The sequence below is a fragment of the Actinoalloteichus hoggarensis genome (assembly GCF_002234535.1).
Classification (GTDB): domain Bacteria; phylum Actinomycetota; class Actinomycetes; order Mycobacteriales; family Pseudonocardiaceae; genus Actinoalloteichus_A; species Actinoalloteichus_A hoggarensis.
The window spans coordinates 774,147-798,063 of record NZ_CP022521.1 but is presented as its reverse complement, the minus strand read 5'-3'; the positions used below and the strand labels follow the sequence as shown (position 1 = coordinate 798,063).

The 23,917-nt window shown below is 72.0% G+C and carries 18 protein-coding genes and 1 tRNA gene; 6 read left to right on the top strand and 13 right to left on the bottom strand.

Translation table 11 applies throughout. The features are described 5' to 3' along the window. The first annotated feature begins 11 nt into the window (after nucleotides 1-11). Nucleotides 12-1,097, top strand: a complete 1,086-nt coding sequence (locus AHOG_RS03705) for a zinc-dependent alcohol dehydrogenase (RefSeq protein WP_093940103.1) — start codon at nucleotides 12-14, stop codon at nucleotides 1,095-1,097. A gap of 352 nt (nucleotides 1,098-1,449) precedes the next feature. Here AHOG_RS03705 and AHOG_RS03700 read toward each other — a convergent pair whose 3' ends face one another. Then, nucleotides 1,450-2,178 carry a M23 family metallopeptidase gene (locus tag AHOG_RS03700; RefSeq protein WP_093944121.1) on the bottom strand — a complete coding sequence of 243 codons (729 nt, stop codon included), beginning with the start codon at nucleotides 2,176-2,178 and terminating at the stop codon, nucleotides 1,450-1,452. A 703-nt stretch (nucleotides 2,179-2,881) separates the two neighbouring features. Between AHOG_RS03700 and AHOG_RS03695 the strand changes: the two genes are divergently transcribed. Beyond that, on the top strand, nucleotides 2,882-3,649 hold the full coding sequence (locus AHOG_RS03695; protein WP_093940102.1) for an IclR family transcriptional regulator: 768 nt from the start codon (nucleotides 2,882-2,884) through the stop codon (nucleotides 3,647-3,649). Between the two features lie 243 nt (nucleotides 3,650-3,892). On the opposite strand, the gene AHOG_RS03690 is transcribed toward AHOG_RS03695, so the two are convergent. From AHOG_RS03690 to AHOG_RS03675, 3 genes are all read right to left on the bottom strand, one after another. Then, a complete protein-coding gene (locus AHOG_RS03690) occupies nucleotides 3,893-5,050 on the bottom strand; it encodes a cystathionine gamma-synthase (protein WP_093940101.1) in 1,158 nt (385 codons plus the stop codon). A gap of 304 nt (nucleotides 5,051-5,354) precedes the next feature. Further along, nucleotides 5,355-6,581, bottom strand: coding sequence for a hypothetical protein (locus AHOG_RS29725; protein ID WP_245856545.1), 1,227 nt, complete (start codon nucleotides 6,579-6,581; stop codon nucleotides 5,355-5,357). Nucleotides 6,582-6,734: 153 nt separating this feature from the next. After that, nucleotides 6,735-8,108, bottom strand: a complete 1,374-nt coding sequence (locus tag AHOG_RS03675) for a cystathionine beta-synthase (RefSeq protein WP_093940099.1) — start codon at nucleotides 8,106-8,108, stop codon at nucleotides 6,735-6,737. A 160-nt stretch (nucleotides 8,109-8,268) separates the two neighbouring features. Here AHOG_RS03675 and AHOG_RS03670 point away from each other — a divergent pair, with 160 nt between their 5' ends. Then, nucleotides 8,269-9,360, top strand: coding sequence for an SGNH/GDSL hydrolase family protein (locus AHOG_RS03670; RefSeq protein WP_245856544.1), 1,092 nt, complete (start codon nucleotides 8,269-8,271; stop codon nucleotides 9,358-9,360). Nucleotides 9,361-9,759: 399 nt separating this feature from the next. After that, nucleotides 9,760-10,980, top strand: coding sequence for an acetyl-CoA C-acetyltransferase (locus tag AHOG_RS03665; protein WP_093940098.1), 1,221 nt, complete (start codon nucleotides 9,760-9,762; stop codon nucleotides 10,978-10,980). Between the two features lie 226 nt (nucleotides 10,981-11,206). Here AHOG_RS03665 and AHOG_RS03660 read toward each other — a convergent pair whose 3' ends face one another. Further along, nucleotides 11,207-11,992, bottom strand: a complete 786-nt coding sequence (locus AHOG_RS03660) for a Bax inhibitor-1/YccA family protein (RefSeq protein ID WP_093944119.1) — start codon at nucleotides 11,990-11,992, stop codon at nucleotides 11,207-11,209. 541 nt (nucleotides 11,993-12,533) lie between these two features. On the opposite strand from AHOG_RS03660, the gene AHOG_RS03655 reads away from it, so the two are divergent. Both AHOG_RS03655 and AHOG_RS03650 read left to right on the top strand, forming a co-directional pair. After that, a complete protein-coding gene (locus tag AHOG_RS03655; RefSeq protein ID WP_093940097.1) occupies nucleotides 12,534-14,033 on the top strand; it encodes an MSCRAMM family protein in 1,500 nt (499 codons plus the stop codon). 9 nt (nucleotides 14,034-14,042) lie between these two features. Further along, nucleotides 14,043-14,858 (top strand): class F sortase, encoded by an 816-nt coding sequence (locus AHOG_RS03650; RefSeq protein ID WP_245856543.1) that lies wholly within the window; start codon nucleotides 14,043-14,045, stop codon nucleotides 14,856-14,858. Between the two features lie 518 nt (nucleotides 14,859-15,376). On the opposite strand, the gene AHOG_RS03645 is transcribed toward AHOG_RS03650, so the two are convergent. The 8 genes from AHOG_RS03645 to AHOG_RS03615 all read right to left on the bottom strand — a co-directional run bounded on the left by AHOG_RS03645 (nucleotide 15,377) and on the right by AHOG_RS03615 (nucleotide 23,811). Next, a complete protein-coding gene (locus AHOG_RS03645; protein ID WP_093940096.1) occupies nucleotides 15,377-17,125 on the bottom strand; it encodes a glycosyltransferase 87 family protein in 1,749 nt (582 codons plus the stop codon). Between the two features lie 238 nt (nucleotides 17,126-17,363). Continuing rightward, nucleotides 17,364-17,439: transfer RNA gene (locus AHOG_RS03640), tRNA-Leu, on the bottom strand. Between the two features lie 375 nt (nucleotides 17,440-17,814). After that, entirely contained in the window at nucleotides 17,815-18,963 is a 1,149-nt protein-coding gene (locus AHOG_RS03635) for an ATP-grasp domain-containing protein (RefSeq protein WP_245856542.1), read from the bottom strand. Nucleotide 18,964: 1 nt separating this feature from the next. Further along, nucleotides 18,965-19,093, bottom strand: coding sequence for a hypothetical protein (locus tag AHOG_RS30210; protein WP_260404188.1), 129 nt, complete (start codon nucleotides 19,091-19,093; stop codon nucleotides 18,965-18,967). 220 nt (nucleotides 19,094-19,313) lie between these two features. Continuing rightward, nucleotides 19,314-20,639, bottom strand: coding sequence for an NAD(P)/FAD-dependent oxidoreductase (locus AHOG_RS03630; RefSeq protein WP_093940095.1), 1,326 nt, complete (start codon nucleotides 20,637-20,639; stop codon nucleotides 19,314-19,316). Nucleotides 20,640-20,687: 48 nt separating this feature from the next. Continuing rightward, the gene (locus tag AHOG_RS03625; protein ID WP_093940094.1) at nucleotides 20,688-21,392 is read right to left on the bottom strand and encodes a hypothetical protein; all 705 of its coding nucleotides are present in this window, start codon (nucleotides 21,390-21,392) and stop codon (nucleotides 20,688-20,690) included. Then, the gene (locus AHOG_RS03620) at nucleotides 21,389-22,840 is read right to left on the bottom strand and encodes a DUF58 domain-containing protein (protein WP_245856541.1); all 1,452 of its coding nucleotides are present in this window, start codon (nucleotides 22,838-22,840) and stop codon (nucleotides 21,389-21,391) included. Before AHOG_RS03620 ends, AHOG_RS03625 begins: the two co-directional genes overlap by 4 nt. Then, nucleotides 22,837-23,811, bottom strand: a complete 975-nt coding sequence (locus tag AHOG_RS03615) for an AAA family ATPase (RefSeq protein ID WP_093944115.1) — start codon at nucleotides 23,809-23,811, stop codon at nucleotides 22,837-22,839. The genes AHOG_RS03620 and AHOG_RS03615 overlap by 4 nt, the downstream gene beginning before the upstream one ends. Nucleotides 23,812-23,917 lie beyond the last annotated feature (106 nt).

Below are 23,917 nucleotides of genomic sequence, written 5' to 3'. Positions count from 1 at the left end.
GCGAGAGTCCGATGAGCGACGCGGACACCACCCCGCACACCGTCGGCCACGCCGCGTCACGCCGCTGTGCGGCGGTACGGGTGGAGGCACCCCGACGGCACGGACTGATCGAGCACGAGGTCCCCGCCCCTCACGCGGGCGAGGTGCTGATCGAGGTCGCCGCGGCGGGCGTCTGCGGCAGCGACGTCGAACTGTTCGAGGGACGCAGGCCCGCGCCCTACGTCCGGTATCCCGTGATCCCCGGCCACGAATGGGCGGGCCGGATCGCCGCCGTCGGGCCCGGCGTCGAGGGTCTGCCCGTCGGCGCGGCGGTCGTCGCCGAGGGGTTTCGCTCCTGTGGGGTGTGCGTGCGCTGCCGTGCGGGCGAGCCGACCCTGTGCACGGCCGACTACGCCGAGACGGGCTTCACCCACCCCGGCGCCTTCAGCAACCTGCTGGTGGTGCCGAGCAGGCTGGTGCACCTGCTGCCCGCCGCCCTGCCACCGGGGACCGAACTCGCCGACTGCGCCCTGCTGGAACCCGCCGCCTGCGTCGCCGCGGGTCTGCTCGCCGCGCAGCCCAGGCCCGGCGGGCACGTCACCGTGCTCGGCACCGGAACGCTCAGCCTGTTGGCCGTGCAGATGCTCGCCGCCTATCGCCCCGCGTCGTTGACCGTGGTCGGACGCGGTGACCAGCACTTCGCCCTCGCCGAATCCTTCGGCGCCACGCGCTGCGTCCGCTCCGGCGACGCGGGCGGGCTCGCGGCCGTCGACGGCCGCGCCGACCTCGTGTTCGAGGCCACCGGCGCGGCCGTCATGGTTCCCTTGGCGTTCGACCTCGCCCGCCGCGGCGGCACCGTCCTGCTGGAGGGCATCGCGGGCACCGGGACGATCGAGATGGACCCCGACGTCTTCGCGCTGAAGCAGCTCACCGTGCGCGGAGTCTTCGGCGCGGGGCCCGCCGCCTGGTCGCATGCGATCGACCAGCTTCGGACGGGCGTCCTCGACCTGCCGAGCCTGGTGTCACACCGCCTGCCGCTCACCGACTACGCGCGCGGCATGGCCCTGCTCGCCGACCGACCGCCCGCGTTGAAGAAGGTGCTGTTCCTGCCCGTGTGAACCGCGTGGCTGACCGAGCGGCTCCCTGTGCGGCGCTGCCCGTGGGGCCGCTCATCGGTATGTCTTCGCGGTTCGGTTCGGGCGCCTGGCCATTCGGCTCGGCGGTCCTCCGCATGTCGCGGGCGCTCACGGGGCCGTGTGTGCCCGCTCGATGAGTGCGGTCGGGCCCGCGGGCGCGACCGTCCGTCTCCAAGCGGGCTGTGGCAGGTCCGCGCCGCTCCGAGGTGACGCCGGTTCTTCGCGTCGATCCCGCCCGGCCGTAGCCGAGCGACGAAGGCCGGTGGAACACGCCGACGCGCCCGCCAGGGCAACCTGGCGGGCGCGTGGGGTGTGTGGCTGTGTCGGGCGGTTCTTACTGGAGGGTGATGCCGCGCTCGGCGAGCCAGGGCTGGGGATCGATCTTCTGGCCGCCGACCTGGACCTCGAAGTGCAGATGCGGGCCGGTGGACTGACCACGATTACCGATCGTGGCGATCTGATCGCCCGCGGCGACCTTCTGTCCGACCGCGGCGGTGAAGGACTCCACATGCCCGTAGACGGTGATCGTGCCGTCCGGGGCCTGGACCCGAACCCACTGACCGAACCCGGTCGCCGGACCCGCGTTGATCACCGTGCCCTCGGTCGCCGCGACCACCGGCGTCCCGATCACGTTCGCGATGTCGACACCATAATGCGTCGTACCCCAACGACCACCGAACCCAGAGGTGAACGTACCCTCCGCCGGCTTCACGAAGTCCGGACGCGCCGCCGCCTCCGCCGCCGCGGCCTCCTCGGCCGCGAGGCGATCGGCCTCCGCCTTGGTCTCGTTCACCAACGACGTCAACCCACGCGCGGGATTGTCATAGAACGCAGGCAACACCGACCCGGCACCCTCCTGGACCTCCACGAAGTTCTCCGGCGTGTCACCCTCGGCGGCACCAGCCACCAACGGCTGACCACCCACCAGGAACGCACCCGCCAACACCGACGCCACCACAGCCTTACCCACACCACGACGGGAGGAACGGGTGGTGCGGGGAGCCTCAGCGGTGGTGTGCTCCGGGGTCGCCTGGGTGGTGAGCTGCCTCAGAATACGGGGCATGGTCAACCTTTCCTGCGTCTCGGGGAAACGGCACAGCCACTCGGTCGGCGGGGGGATTCCGACCGGCTCGCCCACCTACGGGGCTCCTGCTTCGCGCTTATCTCGTGACCGGACCGTGACGTACAAGCCAGACCGTAAGCGTCGGTCACCCACCGCTTCCAACATCTGTGACCCAGCACCCGGCCTGACCGCGACGGCTCACCCGAATCTCCACGGAACGTCACAACTCCAGGTCGGGCAGGTGGCCGGATCGCGAAGACCTCCGACCGGTCATCGACCCCTTAGCCCTGGCGCGACGTCCGATGAGCCCCACGACCCCCAGGAGCCACCCGTCGGCACGGCGCCTCGACGCCGGGAGGTGCCGCGGTCACGCATCGTCGCCGGGCACCAGTGAGGCAGTCCGGACAGCGCCACCCGGCCGGCCGGCGCCCAGGCACGGGGAACCCGTCAGGGCCGCACCGGCCCGGTACGAGGTGAACCGGCGGCGATCCGCGGGACGCGGGAAGGGTCGGGCGGGCAGGGCCGCAGGTCCCGCATCGGTTCGACAGCTCGGACACATTCCACGCATCGCGGCGCAACCTGGACGTCATAGAGCAGCGCGAATCCGTCGGGCTCCCGCCGTTCGACCGTCCTCGTCCGAGAAGTCGAACACGCCTCGGTAGCCTGGGAGCGGTCGGCGAGGCGGAAGGCAGGACAGAGACATATGGCGCGACACGTTCCCGCGGTGATGCGTGCGGCGGACATCCTGGAGCTGTTCCTCGGCGAGCGGTCGACGCTGTCCGCCCCCGAGATCGCGAGCAGGCTGGGACTGCCGCGCAGCACCGTGCACGAGCTGGTGACCACGCTCGTCGCGCGGGGTTACCTCGACCGTCGTCCCGGCGCCGAGACGCAGTACAAGCTCGGCTTCCGGCTGCTGGAGCTCGGCGCGCGCTATCAGCAGGATCTCGACCTGGCCACCGAGGGCGACGCCGTCGCCCGTCGGATCGCCCGCGAATGCGACGAGACCGTGCACGTCGCGGTGCTCGACGGCCTGGAGGTCGTCTACATCTGCAAGATCGACTCCACGCACTCGGTGCGGATGATCTCGGGAGTCGGCAGGCGGCTGCCCGCGCACTGCACGGCCGTCGGCAAGGTGCTGCTCGCCGGGCTGCCGCCGGAGGAGGCCGACGCGCTGCTCCGGGGCCACGAACTGCACCCGCTGACCCCGCGCAGCATCACGTCGGCGGCGGCGCTGCGTGCCCAGCTCTCCGAGGTGCGCCGGACCGGGGTGGCCTATGAGATGTGCGAGTCCAACCCGGACGTCGGCTGTGTGGCCGCGCCGGTGACCGACCATGCGGGCGTGTGGGTCGCGGCGTTGAGCATCTCGGTGCCCACCGTTCGACACCGCGAGGAGGCCTGGCCGGAATGGGAGCGTCTCGTCCGGGACGGCGCCACCGAACTCTCCCGCAGGCTGGGCAGCACGGTCCGCTGAGACAGGCCTGCCCTGAGAGGCCGCAGCTCGAGAAGCCGCACGTCGAGAGGCCGCAGTCAGAGAGGCCCCGGTCAGGGGACCTCGGTCAGTGAGGACCAGCCAGGGGGCATCGGTCCGACAGGCCGCAGAGCGAGGCCGCAGGCCCCGAGGCCGCGCCGAGGCAGGCTGACACGGTGCGGCTGCCCGGCGGCTCGGGCTCCGCCTGCCCCGAGGTTCCGGGACAGGCGGGCCGCGGGCCGCTCGTCAGCCCAGCGCCTCGGTCAGGTCGGCGATCAGGTCGTCGGCGTCCTCGATGCCGACGGACAGCCGCACCAGGTCGTCCGGCACCTCCAGCTGGGAGCCCGCCGTGCTGGCGTGCGTCATCCGGCCGGGATGCTCGATGAGCGACTCCACCCCGCCCAGCGACTCGGCGAGGGTGAAGAGCCTGGTCCGGGAGCACACCGCGAGCGCGGCGTCGACCCCGCCCGTCAGCCGGAACGACACCATGCCGCCGGGCCGCCGCATCTGCTTCATCGCGACCTCGTGGCCCGGGTGCTCGGCCAGGCCCGGATAGCCGACCCAGCTCACCGAGGGGTGACTCACCAGCAGGCTGACGATGCGCTCCGCGTTGTCGCAGTGCCGGTCCATGCGCACGGCCAGGGTCTTCAGCCCGCGCAGCGTGAGCCAGGCGTCGAACGGGCCGGGCACCGCGCCCGCGCCGTTCTGCAGGAAGCCGAACTCGGCGTCGAGCTCCTCGTCCGAGGTGACGGCGGCGCCGCCGACCACATCGGAGTGGCCGCCCATGTACTTGGTGGTGGAGTGCACCACGATGTCGGCGCCCAGGTCGAGCGGGGACTGGAGATACGGCGTGGCGAAGGTGTTGTCCACCACGAGCCGCGTGCCCCGCTCCCGCGCGATCTGCGCGAGCCCGGCGATGTCGGCGATGTTGAGCAGCGGGTTCGTCGGCGTCTCGACCCAGATCGCCCTGGTCTCCGGCCGGATCGCCGCCCGCATCGCGTCGAGGTCGCCGACCGGGACGGGAGTGTGGGTGATGCCCCACCTGCTGAAGACCTTGTCGATGAGCCGGTAGGTGCCGCCGTAGGCGTCGTCCGGGATGATCAGGTGATCTCCCGGCTTGCACAGCGTCCGCAGCACCGTGTCGGTGGCGGCCATGCCCGAGGCGAACGCGCGCGCGTAACGGCCGCCCTCCAGCGCAGCGAGACATTCCTCCAGCGCCGCACGGGTCGGGTTTCCGGTGCGCGAGTATTCGAAGCCGCCACGCAGGCCGCCCACGCCGTCCTGGGCGTAGGTGGAGGTCGCGTGAATCGGCACGATGACCGAACCGGTGGTCGGGTCAGGTTCCTGACCCGCGTGAATGGCGTTGGTGGCGAACCCGTGGCGCGCAACGCTGGGCTGACTCATCTGTCAAGGGTAACGCCGTCGATTCTGCTGAATGGAGCAACCCGACGAGGGAAGCGTGGCGAAGGCGCAGGTCGATCCGCCGTCGGTGCTTCCTGCGGCGGCCCGAGACGGCGCGGCCGCGCGGCTCCGCCCGAGACGTCTGGTCCGGCGGCACCGAGCCGAGCTGCGCCGAAGCCGCGAGGACGGCCGAGGAGATCCGGTTCCGCATCCGGCTCGCCGAAGCTTCGGCACCCGAGACGCGTGACGGCCGCCTACCGAGGGGCAGGCGGCCGTCACGAGCGTCCGAAGAGGAGGAACCGACGGGTCAGTAGCCCTGGCCCTGGCCCGGCTGCGGGAACCCGCCGCTCTGCGGCGGCGCGCTCAACTGCTGCTTGACCTTGAACTCCTGCACGGTCTTGGGCAGCCACCAGAGCACGATCGGCGCCGCGCCGAACAGGATGCTGATGATGTTGATACCCGGTGCGAGGATCATGCCGACGATGCCCGCGACCACGACGACCACGCCCGCGCCCGCGGTGGCGGTCAGTCTTCCCCAGTCCTTGCCCTGACCGGCGAACCAGCCGCCGACCGCGAGGGCGCCGTAACCCAGCATCGCCACGAGCGGCAGCCAGACGTAGGTGCCCGCCCCGGGGATGTCCCCGGTGTCCATGCCCAGGTCACGCAGTTGCTGTCTGCTCGACTCGATCTGCGAGGAGAGCGAGAGCACCTGGAAGAAGGTGATCAGGTTGATCACGAAGCCGAGGGCGCCGAGGCCGACGCTGACCCACATCGCGATCGGAAGCAGCTGCACCCCGGAACCGGCCGGGTACGCCTGCGGATAGCCGCCCTGCTGGCCGTAGGGGTTGGCCCCCCACTGCTGCTGTCCCGGCTGGCCCGGCTGCTGGCCGTACTGGCCCGGCTGGCCGTAGCCCTGCGGCTGACCGTAGCCCTGCGGCGGCTGGCCCGGCTGCTGCCCGAACTGACCCGGCTGCCCGTAGCCCTGCGGCTGGCCGGGCTGACCGTAGCCCTGCGGGGGCTGGCCGTAGCCCTGCGGCTGCCCGTAGCCCTGCGGCTGCTGGCCGAACTGACCGGGCTGGCCCGGCTGCTGACCGTACTGGCCCGGCTGGCCGTACTGCTGCGGCTGGCCGTAGCCCTGCGGCGGCTGGCCGTACTGGCCGGGCTGTCCGCCGCCGCTCACGACCTGCGTGGCGTCCGGGTTGGCGCCCGAGCCCTGTTGGCCGGGCCGGACCACCTGGGTCGCGTCCGGGTTGCCCGTCGCCCCGGCGGCCTCCTGGCCGGGCCGGACCACCTGGGTGGCGTCGGGGTTGCCGCCTGCGGGCGTGCCGCCCGCCGGAGTGGCCGGAGCGGCCTGCTGCTGTCCGGGGCGCACGACGGTGGTGCGCTCCGGCTCGTCGCCCGAGTCCAGGTTCGTCGAGACGACCTGGTTGCCCGCCGGTGTCTCTGTCGGGTTGGACGGCTGGCCCTGGCTGGGCTCGCCCCCCTGCCCGGGCTGCTGCGGCTGCGCGCCTTGGGGCGGCTGCGGAGCGCTCATCGGGTGTTCAACCCCCTAAGGGTGTTTACGAAGTCGGGTTCACGAGCCCTCGACGGCGTCGTCAGTGTGACGTCAGCCGACGACGAGCGCCCTTACGGTAACCGATGGACCCCTGCCCGCAGTCACGGATTGCGCCGAAGCAGACGGAAACGGTCACGGACGACCTGCGATGAAGCCGAGCACGTCCTGCCGCGTCACCACGCCGGCGGGCTTGCCGTCCACCAGAACGAGCGCACCGTCCGCATCGGACAGTGCCGACATGGCCGTGCCGACGGGCTCGCCCGCGCCGATCGTGGGCAGCGGCTTGGACATGTGCTGCTCGACGCGGTCGGCCAGCTGGGCCTGCCCGGTGAACAGGGCCTCCAGCAGCTCGCGTTCGTTGACCGCGCCCGACACCTCGGCCGCCATCACCGGGGGCTCGGCGTTGACGACGGGCATCTGCGAGACGCCGAACTCGCGCAGCACGGCCACCGCCTCGGCCACGGTCTCGTTCGGGTGGGCGTGCACGAGGTCGGGCATCGTGCCGTCCTTGCGGCGCAGCACGTCGCCGACCGTCGCGCCCGCGTGGTCGGGCGACAGGAAGCCGTAGGAGGCCATCCACGAGTCGTCGAAGACCTTCGACAGGTAGCCGCGTCCGCCGTCCGGCAGCAGCACGACGATCACCGCGTCGGGGCCCTCCCGGCGGGCCACCTCCAACGCGGCGGCGGCGGCCATGCCGCAGGAGCCGCCGACCAGCAGCGCCTCCTCCCTGGCCAGCCTGCGCGTCACGTCGAAGGAGTCGCCGTCGGAGACGGCGATGATCTCGTCGCAGATCTCGCGGTCGTAGGTGGTCGGCCAGAAGTCCTCGCCGACGCCCTCGACGAGGTACGGCCTGCCGGTCCCTCCGGAGTAGACGGAGCCCACCGGGTCGGCGCCGATGATCTTCACCCGGCCGCCGGAGACCTCCTTGAGGTATCGGCCGGTGCCCGAGATGGTGCCGCCGGTGCCGATGCCCGCCACGAAGTGCGTGATCCGGCCCTCGGTCTGCTTCCACAGCTCCGGCCCCGTGGTCGCGTAGTGCGAGGCCGGGTTCTCCACGTTGGCGTACTGATTGGGCTTCCACGCACCGGGGATCTCGGTGACCAGCCGGTCGGAGACGTTGTAGTAGGAGTCGGGGTGCTCCGGCGGGACGGCGGTGGGGCAGACCACGACCTCGGCGCCGTAGGCCTTGAGCACGTTGCGCTTGTCCTCGCTGACCTTGTCCGGGCAGACGAACACACACCGGTAGCCGCGCCGCTGGGCGAACATCGCCAGCCCCACCCCGGTGTTGCCCGAGGTCGGCTCGACGATCGTGCCGCCGGGAACCAGCTCGCCGGATCGTTCGGCCGCCTCCACCATGCGCAGGGCGATGCGGTCCTTCACGCTGCCGCCCGGATTGAAGTACTCGACCTTGGCGAGGACCAACGGCTCCATGCCCTCGGACAACGCCCCCAATCGAACCAGCGGCGTGTCTCCCACCAGGTCCGTCACGTGCTCGGCGTACTCCATCGCAGGCAGCCTCCCCGTCGTCGTCGAGATCGGGCCGAGCCTAGAGCAATCGGCCGAACGGCCCGGTCGGCACGTCGGCCGGGTGTTCATCGATACGACAGATGAGGTGCACGAGAAACGGGGATGATGCCAGGAGAGGACCGGAACAGGGAGCTGGTTGATGTTGACACCGAGAGTGGTGCGAGGCGCCGCACTCGTGGCCGGGGCGCTGGGCGGACTGACGGGCGCCGCGTACGGGCTGTTGTCGGGGCAGTCCCGACTCGCACGACGGGTGATCGGGATTCCGACCACCGATCCGCTTCAGGCCGACGGGCTCTACCTGCCCGACGGCTCGGGACCGTATGACGAGAACGGCAGGCGGCGAGGCGCCGACGGCCCGGCGAGAGAGGGCGCCGTTCCCGCGCCGCGGCCGACGGCCGATCCGACCGCGAACACGAAGGCGGGCTCGGCCCGCGGCGGCTTGCCCGAGCTGGTGACGTCGGGCCGCACGGGGCCGGCCGAGGCCGACTCAGGAGGACTCGCGGCGGACCCGCGTGCCGCGGACGTCCTGACCTTCGCGGTGATCGGCGACTCCTCCGCGGCGGGACTCGGCGTGTCCGTCGCCGCCGAGCTGCCCGGCGTCCTGATGGCGATCGGGCTGGCCGAGGAGTCGGAGCGTCCGGTGCTGCTGCGCACCCACGCGGTCAGCGGCTCGACGAGCCTGGACCTCGCCAAGCAGATCGACGCGGCGCTGATCGACCCGCCCGACGTGGCACTGATCATCATCGGTGCGAACGACGTCACGACGCGGCTGCCGCTGCGCACCTCGATCGCCCTGCTCGGGGTCGGCGTCGAACGCCTGCACGAGGCGGGCGTCGGAGTCGTGGTCGGCACCTGCCCGGACCTGGGCGCCATCCGACCGATCGCGCAGCCGCTGCGGGCCATCGTCCGCAACTGGAGTCTGGCGTTGTCCAAGGGCCAGCGGATCGAGGTGGAGCGGACCGGCGGCATCCCGGTTCCGTTGGCGGACCTGCTCTCCCCGGAGTTCCTGAGCAGGCCCGCGGAGCTGTTCAGCGCGGACAACTTCCATCCGTCCGCCGCCGGGTACGAGGCGGCCGCGGCGATCCTGCTCCCCGCGTTGTGCAGCGCGGCAGGCGTGTGGGACGGCGGACCGCTGCCTCGGTCGCCGATCCGTTCGTCGGCCGCGGAGGCCCGGCGGCCGACGAGTCGGATCGTGCAGCGGTTGAACCGGCGTCTCGGCCGTCCCCGCTGAACGCCGCGCCCGTCGAGCACCGTCTCCGCTGAACGCCGTGTCCGTTCCGCCGCCCGCCCGGGCAACGCCGTCGACCCCCGTGCCGCCGGGAGCCGCGAGACCCGCTCGGGCGGCGGGCACACACGCGGGAGGGCGTGCGGAGGCGGCCCGGCAGGCGGCGGGCGTCCTCGGTGTGCCGCGCGGCGGGCGTCGTCTCGGCGAGCCGGTCGGCCGGGTCCTCGTGTCTCGACCGCGGGCGGACGGCCCAGTGGAGACCGGCGTTCGGGCGTGCCCGCCGTGCCCGCCTCGGACTCGGACGCCGATCGGGTCGGATTGGTGACGGCGGTCACGGCATGAGATCGAGAAAGGTCCTACTCTTCGGTAACAAGGACCGTCTTTCGGGGACAAAGGAGTTCCGTCATGCCCGAGGCCGTGATCGTCGCCGCCGCCCGCTCCCCCATCGGCCGGGCCCGCAAGGGCTCGCTGATCGACCTCCGTCCGGACGATCTCACCGCGCAGATCGTCCGCGCCGCCCTGGCCCAGGTTCCCGAGCTGGACCCGACCGAGATCGACGATCTGATGCTCGGCTGCGGCCTGCCCGGCGGCGAGCAGGGATTCAACATGGCACGGGTCGTCGCCGTGCTGCTCGGTCAGGACACCCTGCCCGGCACCACCGTGACCCGTTACTGCGCCTCCAGCCTCCAGACCACCCGGATGGCCCTGCACGCCATCCGCGCCGGTGAGGGCGACGTCTTCATCAGCGCGGGCGTCGAGACGGTCTCCCGCTACCCCAAGGGCAACTCCGACAGCTGGCCCGACACGATCAACCCGCTGTTCACCGACGCCATCGCCAGGGGCGAGGCCGCCGCCGAGCAGGGCGCCGAGCAGTGGAGCGACCCGAGGGCCTCGGGTGAGCTGCCCGACGTCTACATGGCGATGGGCCAGACCGCCGAGAACCTCGCCCTCGCCAAGGGGGTGAGCAGGCAGGAGATGGACGAGTTCGGCGTCCGCTCGCAGAACCTCGCCGAGCAGGCCGGGATCAACGGCTTCTGGAAGACCGACATCACCCCGGTCACCGTGCCCGGCGGCACGGTGGTGACCGCCGACGACGGCCCGAGGGCGGGCGTCACCTACGAGAAGGTCGCCGAGCTGAAGCCGGTGTTCCGGCCGAACGGCCGCGTCACCGCGGGCAACTGCTGTCCGCTCAACGACGGGGCCGCCGCCCTGGTCGTCATGAGCGACGAGAAGGCCAGGCGGCTCGGCATCACGCCGTTGGCCCGCATCGTGTCCACCGGAGTCTCGGCGCTCTCGCCGGAGATCATGGGACTCGGCCCGGTGGAGGCGTCCCGGCAGGCCCTGGCCCGCGCGGGGATGACCATCGGCGACGTCGACCTCGTGGAGATCAACGAGGCCTTCGCGGCGCAGGTCATCCCCTCCTACCAGGAACTGGACATCCCGCTGGAGAAGCTCAACGTCAACGGCGGTGCCATCGCCGTCGGCCATCCCTTCGGCAGCACCGGCGCGCGGATCACGACGACGCTGCTCAACTCGCTGCGCTTCCACGACAAGCAGATCGGCCTGGAGACGATGTGCGTCGGCGGCGGGCAGGGCATGGCGATGGTGATCGAACGCCTGTCCTGATCTCGCCCACGCGGACGCGGGGCAGGCTCCCGTCGTCCGCCGGTGTGCGTCGGCGCGGACCGTTCGAGCGCCCGACGACGGGGCACGCCGCCGGACGAGGCCGCGACCGCCGCCCGTGCCCACCGCGTCGAGGGCCTCGGCGTCGCGATCGCCGCGACAGCGCCGAGAGACGACGGAAGGGCCGCCCCCGAGCGGGAGCGGCCCTTCCCAGGCGTCGCGGGGCGACCTACTCGTTGAAGTACGAGAGCAGTCGCAGGATCTCGATGTACAGCCAGACCAGCGTCATGGTCAGGCCGAAGGCGACCTGCCAGGCGTACACCGAGGGGGTGCCCTGCTGGATCATGTCGTCGGCCATCTTGAAGTCGAGCAGGAACACGAAGGCCGCGATGCCGATGCACACCAGGCTGAAGATGATGGCGAGCGTGCCGCCGTCGCGCAGCCCCATGCCGCCGGGCACGAAGAAGCCCGCGACGAGGTTGGCCAGCATGAGCACGCCGACGCCGATCAACGCGCCGACCACCCAGCGGGTGAGCTTCGGGGTGACGCGGATCGCGCCGGTCTTGTAGATCACCAGCATGCCGAAGAACACGCCCAGCGTGCCGACCACGGCCTGTCCGACGATCGCACCACCGGCCTCGCTGAAGGTGGCGACCATGCCGCTGAGGGCGCCGAGCAGCATGCCCTCGGCCACCGCGTACAGCAGGATCAGCACCGGGCTCGGCTTGCGCTTGAAGGCGTTGACCAGGCCCAACACCAGACCGGCGATCAGGCCGGGGATGGCCAGCCAGTAAGCCTGGCTCACCGCGGTCAGCACGGCGGTGACGACCAGGACGCCCAGCGTCATACCGGTCTTGGTGACCACGTCGTCGATGGTCATCGGCCGGTCGGCGGCGGCGGGCGGACCCTGCTGCCCCCCGTAGCCCTGGGTCTGGGCGCCCGGGTAGTTGTCGAAGTTCGCGTAGCCGCCGCCCGTGGGCAGGTTGCGGAACGCGGGATTGCTGGTTGTGCGCACCTGGTCCTCCTGGAACGTGCTCACGCTTTACCGGGTTCAACGGCCGAACCTGCCGCCCGGTTCCCGCTCTCGAGTAAAAGCCACTTTACTCATGGGTCTCGAGGAGTCGAGCCTCCGGTATCCGCAGGTCTGCGAAGCGGATCACGTCACCGAGCCGTGACCTCGTCGTTGCGGGGCGGACGCCGAACAGCGCTGGGTGCCCGCCGAGGCAGGGCCGGTCGTGGCGTTACTCGTCCATCATGGTGACTTCTTCGGGCGAGCCGATGACGCGCAGCCAGTCACGATCTTGGGAAACTTCCTCCTAAAGGCGGCTTGTGACACGGCGAGTAACCAGACGAGCATCACAGCGTCCCTGCATCGTGACGTCGCGTGTCGACTCGCTCGCCGGAGCCGTCGACCGATCCCCGCCTTCGAGCACCCGTCTGCGGGCCCGACCACTCGGCGTCTCGACGACCCGAACCCGCCGCCCGCCTTGCACCCGGTGAGACGGGCGAGAACCGATCAGCGACGACATGACCAGCAGCGCACCCAAGGAGATTTCATGCGGAGGAGACTGGTCGCCGGTCTTGCCGGCCTCTCGATGCTGACCGCCATAGGACTGGCCGCCGTGCCAGGCACGGCGGTCGCCGAGGTGGAGGAGGGACTCGGGCACCGCACCGCGCCTCAGCCCTATGACGGCAAACCGCAGGACTACGACTGGGTCGGGTCCTATCTGTGGAACGGCGAGCACGTCTGGTGCGTGCAGTACGCGTTCCGCGCCCCCGACTCCGACGAGGAGTACGTGGACGGCGACGATCTGCTGACCAAGTGGGGCGACCCGCTGGCGCCGGAGATCGCGTCGAACATCTCGTACCTCCTGCTGCGCTACAGCGGCACGGAGTCGGACGACGAGTCGGCCGCGTTGGCCCACCTGATGCACACCTGGACGGCATCGCCGCGCACCGACGCCGACCTCGACCCGAGCAACGGCTACACCACCATCGGGTACGACGTCGACTTCCACTACAACGAGCTGCCCGAGTCCACCCGGGCCGTGATCGATCACATGCAGGTCGACGCCGAGGTCAACCGGGGGCCCTGGACGGTCGACCTGACCGCGCCGGAGGGCGACCAGATCATCGGGACGCCCGACTCCTGGCAGATCGAGGTTCTCAACACGGCGAACGACGGTGTCGGCGGCATCCCGGTGGAACTCCAGCTCACCGACGCCGAGCTGGCGCAGCCGGAGATCACCGAGCCGCCGCGCACGGTCCTGCTCCAAGAGGAGGACCTCGAAGGCGACGAGGACGGCACCACGACGCAGTACCTGAACACGCCGGAGGACGGCTCGCCGCTGGTCTTCGACGTGATCCCCACCGGTCCGAACCCGTCCGTGGTCGCCAACGTGCAGACTCCGGCGGCACAGCCGCAGGTGCGGGTGCCCCCGGACTCGTCGAACAACGTGCAGCGCGTCGTCACCACCGGCGGCGAGGACACCGTGACCGTCGAGGCGGCGCTGGAGGCGAGGACGGCACCCGGCATCGTCCAGGTGTCCAAGGTGGACGCCGCGACCGGTCTGGCCGTCGCGGACGTCTCGCTGCGGATCACCGGCGCCGACGAGTCGACCCCCGCGATCCGCCAGGACGGCGAACCGCTGGTCGGCGAGGACGGCGAGCCGCTGGTGGTCGTCACCGACGCCGACGGGATCGCCGTCATCGAGGATCTCCAGACGCCGCAGGACATCTGTCTGATCGAGACGGCGGCACCACCCGGATACGAGGAGCAGTTCGATCCGGACGATCCGCCGACCGCCTGCGGCACCGTGGAACCGGGGCAGACGCTCAGCCTGTCCATCGCCAACCAGCCGAACCCGACGCCGACGGTGCCGAGCACCATCCCGGCGGGCGACGTCGGTCAGGGCGTGTCGGCGGCGGCGGCCACGACCGACCAGGCCAACCCGGCCGCACTGATCGGGCTGGGCGTGTTGGCGGTGATCGGCGCTACGCTGACAGGACTCGTCTGGCATCGCAGGATCGCCGGACGGGACAGCCGACGACAGTAGGCGGTCCGTGTGTCCTTGAGCTCTGACTCCTCCACCCCGGCCGCGTGGCGACGCGCGGCCGGGGTGGCGGCCGTCGGCGGTGCGGTCGGCATCGCCGGGCTGTTGCTCTTCGGCCCCTCGGCGATGGAGGTGCCCGGCACCGCCCATCCCGTCCAGCAGCCCCTGTCCCACGTGCTGGGCCACAACCTCGCCATGCCGGGCGCGGCCGAGGTGCGCTTCGGTGTGCCGCCGGAACGGGCGGCGAGCGATCAGACGATCGACGAGCAGGCCGACGACGCCGTGGCCGAGGAGGTCACGACGCAGGCCGCACCACCGCCACCGCCTCCCCCGCCGCCTCCCCCGCCGCAGGCCGCACCCGCGCCGGAGGCTCCCGCCCAGGCGGCCCAGCGTCCCGGCACGATCCGGCTTCCGCAGGGCGGCACCGCCGATCTCGTCCGACGTGAGGTCGGCCCGGACCGGGTGCTGCCGGTCCCGGACGGCATCGACCAGGCGACCTGGTGGGGCACCGGCCTGGGCGCCGAGTCGGGGGCGGCCGTCTTCGCCGGACACGTGAACTGGCAGGGCAGGCGCGGCCCGTTCGCCGAGCTGTGGGACGCCAGGATCGGTCGCGAGGTCTCGGTGATGGACCAGAACGGCCGAGCGTGGCGCTTCGCCGTGTCGGAGGTGCACACCGTCCACAAGGACGACCTGCCCGCCAGGGCGGCCGCGCTGTTCGGTCAGGACGGCCCGCACCGGATCGTCCTGGTGACCTGCGGCGGACGCTGGGAGGGCGGCGCGCTGGGCTACGAGGACAACCGGATCGTCGTCGCGACGCCGATCTCCTGACCACTCCCCGGAGCACGATCGGACCCAGGACGAACCGCCCGAGCCCCGATCTCCGGCCGGGTGGCGCCGGCTGCTCGATGTGAGGTGAGCCGGCGGCCGAGTCGGCCGGAATCCCGCGACGCCTCGTCCGGGCTGTAGCGCGGGCGTGGGACAGCCGTCTCCGGTCGGCCTCGCGGGCCCCTCGTCGAGCAGCCGGGGCCACGACGGTCGCTTCGGCGCTCGGCGGCGTTCCGGTGCGACACGTTCCCCGGCGGGCGCCGGCGGCCCCATGCGGAGTCGATCCCGTACCACCTCGCGGCCGGAGCGTCCGGCTCCTCCTCCGCCGCACCCCTCGCCGGATCGGCGCACCGCGATGACGCGGGAGTCCCGGACGCCGGCGGCACGACGGCCGGCCGATCACGACGAGGCCGTCCCGGGACGCCGACGAGGACACCGCCGAGACCGCGCCGAGGACGACGCGCCGACGGCCGTGGCGACGCCGCACCGTCGGGACGGCCGCCCCCGGCGCAGGCGCCCAATCAGGCCTCCGGTGGACGTCCGGGAGTCGCCCGGCGCGTCGCGGGTCGGGCAGGCGGCTCCGATGCCGCGACCGGGCGGCCCGGCTCGGCCCCCGGCGTCGCCGGGTCCGGCGGGGACTCGGCGACGCCGTGGTCGTTCTGGTCCGGCCCGCCCGGTCTTGCCCGACCCGCGGGGGAGTCCGTCGCCGGTCGGCCGGGTCCGCCCCGGCCCGCCGACGCGGTCACACCCGCGGGCGCGGCGTCCGCCACGACGTCCTCGTGGATCACCGCGGCCTGCGCTGCCGTGCCCCGTTCCGCCGGCCCCGGCATCGCCTGCTGCTCCCCCGCCGGGGCCTGCTCCGCAGCCGGGGCCCGCGACGTCGGCTCGGCCTGCGGCTGCGAGGGGTCGACGAGCGGTCTGCCCCAGCGCCACGCGAGGACGGCCAGCGCGCCCAGGCCGAGCAACGCCGCGAGCACGTAGTCGCTGCCGAGGACCTGCTGCCAGCCGCTCCACCCCAGGTGGTCGTCGCGCTCGTGCGGCAGCCACCAGTGCACACCGGCGATCAGGTAGCCGGCCACGAGCAGGCACAGCCCGCGCCTGCGCAGCACCGGGCCGGACCAGGGCGACGGACGGGGCACCGCCGGACGCACGGTCAGCGCGGCGGGCGGCGCCGCCGGCCTGTCGGAGCGCACCGAGCGCGGGGCCGGGATCGAGGAGCGCGGCCGCGCGGACACCTCATGCGGCATCCCGGCGGGTCTGGACCACAGCACGAGCAGTGCGGGCACCACCCAGACCCAGTGGTGTGACCAGGAGACCGGCGAGACGAGCAGTCCGACGGTCGCGACCGCGCACAGCGCGGGAACGTCCTGTCCGAGGCCGCGCAGTCGCGCCGCCACCAGCCAGCCCGTCGTCACCACGAGGACGGAGGTCAGCACCCACAGGGCGGACACCACGGTCTCGTCACCCACCAGCCTGCTGAACAGCCCCCGAAGCGACTGGTTGCCCACATACGCGGGGTCGCCGATCCGCCCGGAGTCCGCGAGCACGGTGGACCAGTAGTCGACGGACTGGGCGGGCGCGACCAGCCAGCCCGCCCCGGAGGCGCCGAGGAAGCCGATCGCCGTCCAGCCGACCGAGCGCCAATCCCGTCGGGCGAGGAAGAACAGCACGAAGACGGCGGGGGTGAGCTTGATCGCCGTCGCCAGGCCGACCAGCAGTCCCCTCGGCAGCAGTCCGGCTCGCCCGAGACAGTCCCAGGCCACCATGCCGAGCAGGACCGTGTTGATCTGGACGAAGTCCAGGGTCTCGGCGACGGGTTCGAGGAAGGTGGCGGCGGCGGTGAACGCGGCCGCCGAGGCGAGGGCCGCGGGCCGGCTCTGGTCGTAACGCCGGGCGATGAGGAACAGGGTGGACAACAGCGCACCCGTGCCCAGCACCGTGAGCAGGTACGCGCCCGAGAGGAGCGATCCGGCGAAGACGCCGACGAAGAGCAGCGCGGCGAAGGGCGGATAGGTGAAGGGCAGTTCGATGCCGGGCGCGGCGATGCGCGTCCCGTAGAGATCGCCGCCCTCCAGCAGCAGCCGGGCACCGCCGAAGTACACGCTGGCGTCGACCAGCGCGGAGTCGCCGATCAGGCGTGCGACGTTGAGGACGAGGACGACGGCCGACAGCACGATCACGAGAATCGGTCCGGACCGCGCCCGCGCGCCGAGGCGGGCTGCTCGGGACGACACGATGCCGTCGGCGGCGACAGGTGTGGTGAGCGGCATGACTAACGCTGACTACCCTGCGCGACGGCTCACCGGTCCGACTTCGGGTCATACACGCCGGGCGGGGTTGCCGATCACACCCGTTCGGGTGGAACCTGCTGGTACAGGGATCAATGGAACGAGCCTGGCTGCCGAAGAAGGAATTGCGCCGCGTGACGGGCCGACCCCCGCGCGCGGTGCGCAGCCGCCGCTTCGTCGGCACTCACCACGTCACCACGTGGCGCACCACCAGGGATGCTGGTGCCCCCGGTCGGACTCGAACCGACACTGGGACCCTTTTAAGGGGCCTGCCTCTGCCATTGGGCTACGGGGGCAGCGTCGAGCATGGGGTGACCTCCAGGGTGCCTGGCCTGGCTGCCGGTCGAGACGTGCGCCTGCGCCGGGCGCGGCGACGGCACCGCAGGCCTGGGCGGCCCGCGCATGACGACCGCGAGCGACGACACCCCGGCCGGTGAGTCACCGTTCACCGACAGCGCTGACGTCTTCGACGCCGCCTGCCTGGTTCAGGCATCACCTCCTCCGGCCCGGCCGGACTCGACGACCCGCATCGCGCGGGTCGCGGCCGCAGCCGTGACGACACTGATCGGGCGAAAGCGTAGTACCACTCGAAGCCGCCGAACATGGTTATGTGGAACTTCTGTGAAAACGTTTCCTGGATTACGCTCGGCGCGTACTCTCTTGCGCCGCGCTCACCGAAGGCGTTCGGCGCGGCGCAGCTCGTCGAATCGGCCGACGATCCACCGATTGACGGCGTCCGAGACGCTGGTCTCACCAGCGCGATTCTCGAACCAGCGCCAGTCGCAGCTGACGTTCACCTCAAGGAAGACGTGTTCGCCCTCGACCTCCAAGAGGTCGAAGGCCGCGACGTCCAGGCGCCAGCGGGCGGCGAGGGCGCGTAATCGATCGGCGACGTCGGGGGCGGCTTCGACAGGGGTGACCGCGACGGCGTCCGGGTCCTGCCAGAGCTGCGCCGGGTCCAGCTTGTCCACCCGGTAGGCGATCAGTTCCCGGCCGACGACGAAGACCCGCAGCTCGGCGTCGGCCGCCAGGTACTGCTGCACGATCACCGGGGCCGGTTCGCTCAGCTCCCCGGCCCTGCTGGTGTCCAACGGCCGAGGGAAGAGCCCCTGCAGGGAGCCGGGGCGAGGTTCGAGCAGGTGTCGTCCCGCCGTCTTGACGATGCACCGGGCGCCGCCGGGCCGGTTGCGGGCGGGCCGGGTGGTGACGACGGTCCGGGGCACGGCGAACCCCTCGGCCTGGGCGTCGGCAAGCTGGGTGAGCCGGTCGAGCCGGGCGCTGCTGCGGGGTTCGTTGACGTGGCCCCAGTCCGGCCGCACGGTGAGCCAGTCGGCGACGGCGGCCCACTGGTCCAGGGCGTAGGAGCCGTAGAGCGAGCGGGGGTCGACGGGCAGGGCGGTGAGGTCGAAATGGCGGCGCCACACGAGCAGCGGGCGCAGCAGCCATTGGTCCAGCTCGATCAGCGGAGTGTCGGGGTAGACGGTGAGCGCGAGGTCGAGGCATCGGTCGGCGTCGATGCGCACCATCCGGATGTCGTGCTCCGCGAGGGTGAGCGACAGCTCGTTCATCTCCATGTCGGCCGCCCTGGCGAGGACGAGCACGCAGGGTTCCGGGCTGCCGTCTCCCGGCTCGACAAGACCCGCCCGGTACATCCGTTCCTGGAAGTCGAGGCAGGCGTTGGGAGCGCGGTAGTGGTATTCCTGGCCCTGTAACAGCAACGGCGTGGCCAGCGGGGTCGAGACGGGCTTGACCGTGACGGCGTCGGCGGTGGCGTCGGGCGGGAGCGGCAGCGCTGCCTGCTCCCACTCGGCGTCCGCCACGTCAGTCGTCCTTCTTGCGGAAGATCTTCCGCTCCCTGTCGAAGGCCTCCTGGTACTCCGCCAGCGGTCCGTCCGTGACCTCGCCCCGCCGGAGGAGTTCAGCCAGTTCCTTGAGCGTCATGACGGTCACCCCCATCCTCGAAGCGCGAGCCGGCGACGGACCGGCAGAGGTAGTTTCAGCTTCACCTTACGCAGTGTCAAGCTGACCTCAGGAAGCCTTCGCCTATTCGGCCCAATAAGACGAGCCGAATGCAGCAATCCTTACGGAAAGTGTCAACACTGCCCCACACGGAGAGAGATCGTCCCCCATTCGTGCAGCGCTGGACCATCAGGGTGATGAACGAAGAAGGTCACTTCGACGCCGCACGAGCGAACTCAGCCTTGGGCTCCTGCAACTGCCCCATGGAGATGACCTCGCGCCGGAAGAGCAGCGCCAGAGTCCAGTCGATCACGATGCGCGCCTTGCGGTTGAAGGTGGGCATCCGACTCACATGGTAGGTGCGGTGCATGAACCAGGCGGGGAAACCCTTCAACTTGATCCCGTAGACGTCGGCGACGCCCTTGTACAGGCCGAGGCTGGCCACCGACCCTGCGTACTTGTGCCGGTACGGCGTCGGCTCCCGTCCCCGCAACGAGGCGATGAGGTTGTCCGCGAGCTGCTTGGCCTGCCGCACGGCATGCTGTGCCGACGGGCTGCACGTCGCGTTCGGGTCCTGCTCGGTCTTGGAGAGATCCGGCACCGCGGCGCAGTCGCCCGCCGCCCACACCCCCGACAGACCCTCCACCCGCAGATCGGCGGTGCAGCGGACCCGGCCGCGTTCGTCCCGAGGCAGGTCGGTGTCGGCGAGCACCGGATTGGCCTTCACGCCTGCCGTCCACACGATCGTGTCCGTGGCGAAGGTGGTCCCGTCGCTGAGCCGGACGTCGCCGCCGGTCATGTCGTCGACCCTGGTGTCGAGGAAGACCTTGATTCCCCGCTCCTCCAGCCGCTCCACCGTGTAGACGCCCATGCGCGGGCTGACCTCGGGCATGACCCGGTTGGTCGCCTCGACCAGGATCCATTGCAGGTCGGACGGCTTGATGGTCTTGTAGTAGCGCGTCGCGTAGCGGGCCATGTCCTCCAGTTCGGCCAGCGCCTCGATGCCCGCGTAGCCGCCGCCGACGACCATGAAGGTCAGCAGCCGACGCCTGCGCTCGCCCTCGGCCATGGAGGAGGCGTCGTCCATCCGGGAGAGGACGTGGTTGCGGAGGAAGATGGCCTCGCCCACGGTCTTGAACGAGTTGCCCTGGTCGGCCAGGCCCGGAATCGGCAGCGTGCGGGCCACCGAACCCAGGGCGACCACGAGGACGTCGTACTCCAGCTTCTCGACGTGCCCCTCGGCCATGTCCACCGTGACCGTGTGCTTGTCGTGCTCGACCTTCGCGACCCGCCCGGTGACCACGTGACACCGCTTCAGGGTGCGCCGCAGCGGCACCACCACGTGGCGCGGCTCGATCGAGCCCGCCGCGGCCTCCGGGAGGAAGGGTTGATAGGTCATGTGCGGCTGTGGGTCGATCACGGTGACCGACGCCTCCGCCGCCTTCAATTTGGTCTGTAGGCGCAACGCTGTGTACATTCCGACATACCCGCCACCCAAGATCACGATCTTGGTGGGTGCCGCCTTCTTACCAGCCATGTCGATGATGCTGCCACCAGGTGGCGCCGACGGCTTGACGTGGCACCTCTAGCTGTGATTCCGCTCGCCGGGCAGCTGCGTCGGCAGGTTCGGGGATCGGCGCGGTGCCAGGACCCCGACGACGGCCAGACCTGCGGCGGAGAGCAGCCCGGCGATCTCGAGCCAGGCGGGCAGCACCGTCGACGGCATCGTCCACACCACCAGCACCAGTCCGGCGGCGACCAGCTGGACGACGGCCGCCCGCAGCAGCGCGGGACGCAGCGCGGCCGGGCGAACGCGCGAGCGCCAGGGCAGCACGGCGGCGACCGCGGCCAGCAGATGCGTCAGGTGCAGCAGGGGCATCAGGATCAGGACCTCGGGACGCAGCGGATCGCCGCCGTTCGTCGTCACGCCGAGCACCGCGACGACGATCAACACCGCGGGCGACGCGGAGGCGGGCAGCACGGCCGTCAGGGCGGCCGAGGCGACCAGCACCCAGGTCAGCACGGGCCCGGCCCCGTCCGAGGACACCACGACGCAGACGACGGCGGCGACGACCGCGAGCAGCAGCCGCAGCAGCGGCCCCGGCAGGCCGAGCCCGCCCGTCGCCGAGGCGGGCGGTCGTGTGGCCGACGACGCGGCGGGGGACGGCGTGACGGCGTCGCCCGATCCGATGACGCGGGGTTCGGCGGCACCCGGCTCGACGGCACCCGATCCGACGTCACCCGGCTCGGCGGCACCCCGCCCCCGAGCCGCCCGTCTCGCGCGGCTCACCGTCTGCCTCCCCGTCGGCGGGCGCCCCGCAGCGCGGCCATCGCCTCGGCGCCGTCGGAGTCCCATCGGACGACCCGCACGCCGTGCTCGGCCAGCGCTCGCAGCCGCCCCGCGTGCTCCAGCGTCAGCACCGTCCGCACCGCCGCTCCCCAAGGCATCGAGGCGTCCGAGGTCAACGGACCGGGCAGCACGTCGACGCCGAACACCCGGCCTCGGCGGGCCGCCTGACCGGTCGACGTCACCACCGCGTCATCCAGGAACGGCGACAACACGATGAGCACCGCACCGGCCGGGACCTGACGTGGTCGCAGGATCGGCTGCGCCGCCCAGCCCGCCTGCCGCGCGCAGGTCGCCAGCGCACCCCGCAGCCGCAGCAGCTGACGCCGTCCCGCCGCGCACGGCACCGACAGCTGCGGCCTGCCCAGGTCGATCAGCCCGACCCGGTCGCCCTGCCGCAGGTAGGCGGCGGCCAGTGCACTCGCCGCCCGCACGGTCGCGTCGAGGCTGCCCGTCGTCGACCGCGCCTCCGACGGCGCCATCCAGTCGCCGATCTCGGCGCCGACGTCGATCCGGGTGTCCACCGCCAGCACGATCTCGGCATCGGCCTCGGCGTGCCGCTCCCGCACATGCCAGCCCACACCGCCGCGCAGGGGGTCGAAGGCACCGCTGCGCGCCGACACCCGCCAGTCGATGCGCCGCAGCCGGTCGCCCGGGCGGAAGGGTCGGATGTCGCGAAGCTCGGTGCCGTCGCCCGGCTGCACCGAACGATGCACGCCCACCAGGCCCGCCGCTCTCGGCGGCAACGGACCAGCGGGCAGGGCGACGACGGGCGGCAGCACGGTCCGACGGATCTCGACGCCGGTGACCGGGCCGTAGACGAGCAGGGCGTCCGGGCCCGCGAACAGGTGGTCCGGCCGCAGCTCCACCGCGTCGCCCCACCGACGCCGCGGCAGCTCCGCCCGCCACGGGCCGCCGTCACCCGGTAGCACGTGCACCGTCTCATCCGCCTCGCCGACCGCCGCCCGCAGTGCCGCGGCGGCCGCCGTGAGTCGACGACGCCCGCCCGGCCGAACCTCGGCGGTCGGCGGAGGCCGGTCACGGCGCGCCGCGGGCAGTCGGACGGCCGTCCATTCGACGTCGCCCGTCACCTCGATCCCCACTCCGGCCGACGTCGACTCGCCGACTCGCGGCGGCGGATGCACCCACAAGGTCGGCTGCTCGGCGGGCGGCCGGGCGCCTGCCAGCGCGAGCACCGTCGACAGCAGCAGCGGGGCACCGAGGAGCACCGGCTCCAGCCGATGCAGCAGCACGCCGACGCAGATCAGCCCGGTGCCGAGCACCAGGCCCCGATACAGGGCGTCGGTCGGCTGCCAGCGGCTGCCGGTGCGCCTGCCCAGGCCGGCGCGCAACCGGTCGAGCCGTGCCGTCTCTCCCGGCGCCGTGGTCACGATCGTCTCGTCCCCTGCCTGCCGGTGGCCGGACCGGGCACCGACGTGAGCAGTTCGGCGACCACCTCGACACCGGTCACACCGGTCGTCCAGGTCTCGGGTCGCAGTGTGATCCGGTGCGCGAGGGCGGCCACCGCGCACTCCTTGACGTCCTCGGGCAGCACGAACGTCCGTCCGTCGAGCACGGCGAGGGCCCGCGCGACCAGCACCAGGGCCAGGGCGCCGCGCGGCGAGGCGCCGACCTCGACCGCCGGATGCGTCCGGGTGGCCGAGGCCAGCTCGACGCAGTACCGCAGCACGTCGGAATCGACGTCGACGGTCTCGACCCCGGCCTGCATCGCCGTGAACTCCTCGGCGCCGACGACCGCGGGGAGCGTGGTCTCCTCCTGCCGTCGGGCCAGCCTGCGGCGCAGCACCTCCGTCTCCTGCTCCGCCGTCGGGTAGCCGACGTCCAACCGCAGGAGAAAGCGGTCGAGCTGCGCCTCCGGCAGCGGATAGGTGCCCTCGTACTCGACGGGATTCGCGGTGGCCAGCACATGGAACGGCCTGGTGAGACGCATCGTGGTGCCCTCGACGGTGACCTGCCGTTCCTGCATCGCCTCCAGCAGCGCCGACTGGGTCTTCGGCGGCGTCCGGTTGATCTCGTCCGCGAGGAGCAGACCGGTGAAGATCGGGCCCGGCCGGAAGACGAACTCGCGGGTGGTGGGGTCGAACAGAGAGGAGCCGGTGATATCGGCGGGCAGCAGGTCGGGGGTGCACTGGAGACGACGGAAGTCCAGTCCGAGCGTCTGGGCGAGGCTGCTCGCCAGCAACGTCTTGCCCAGCCCGGGCACGTCCTCCAGCAGGACGTGCCCGCCCGCGAGCAGGGCGGCCAGGGTCAGCCGCAGGCTCCGGCCCGCCCCGACGACGACGGACTCCACACCGGCGCGCACCGCCGCGCCGACGGCGGCGACGGCGGCGACGGCGGGCACGTTCGGGGGCCGGACGTTCTCGGTCACCTCGGGCACCTGTCCTCTCCTCGGCTCGGATCTGTTCGGCACCGGCGGGCGGCGGTCGTCTGCCTCGGCCGCCGCCGTG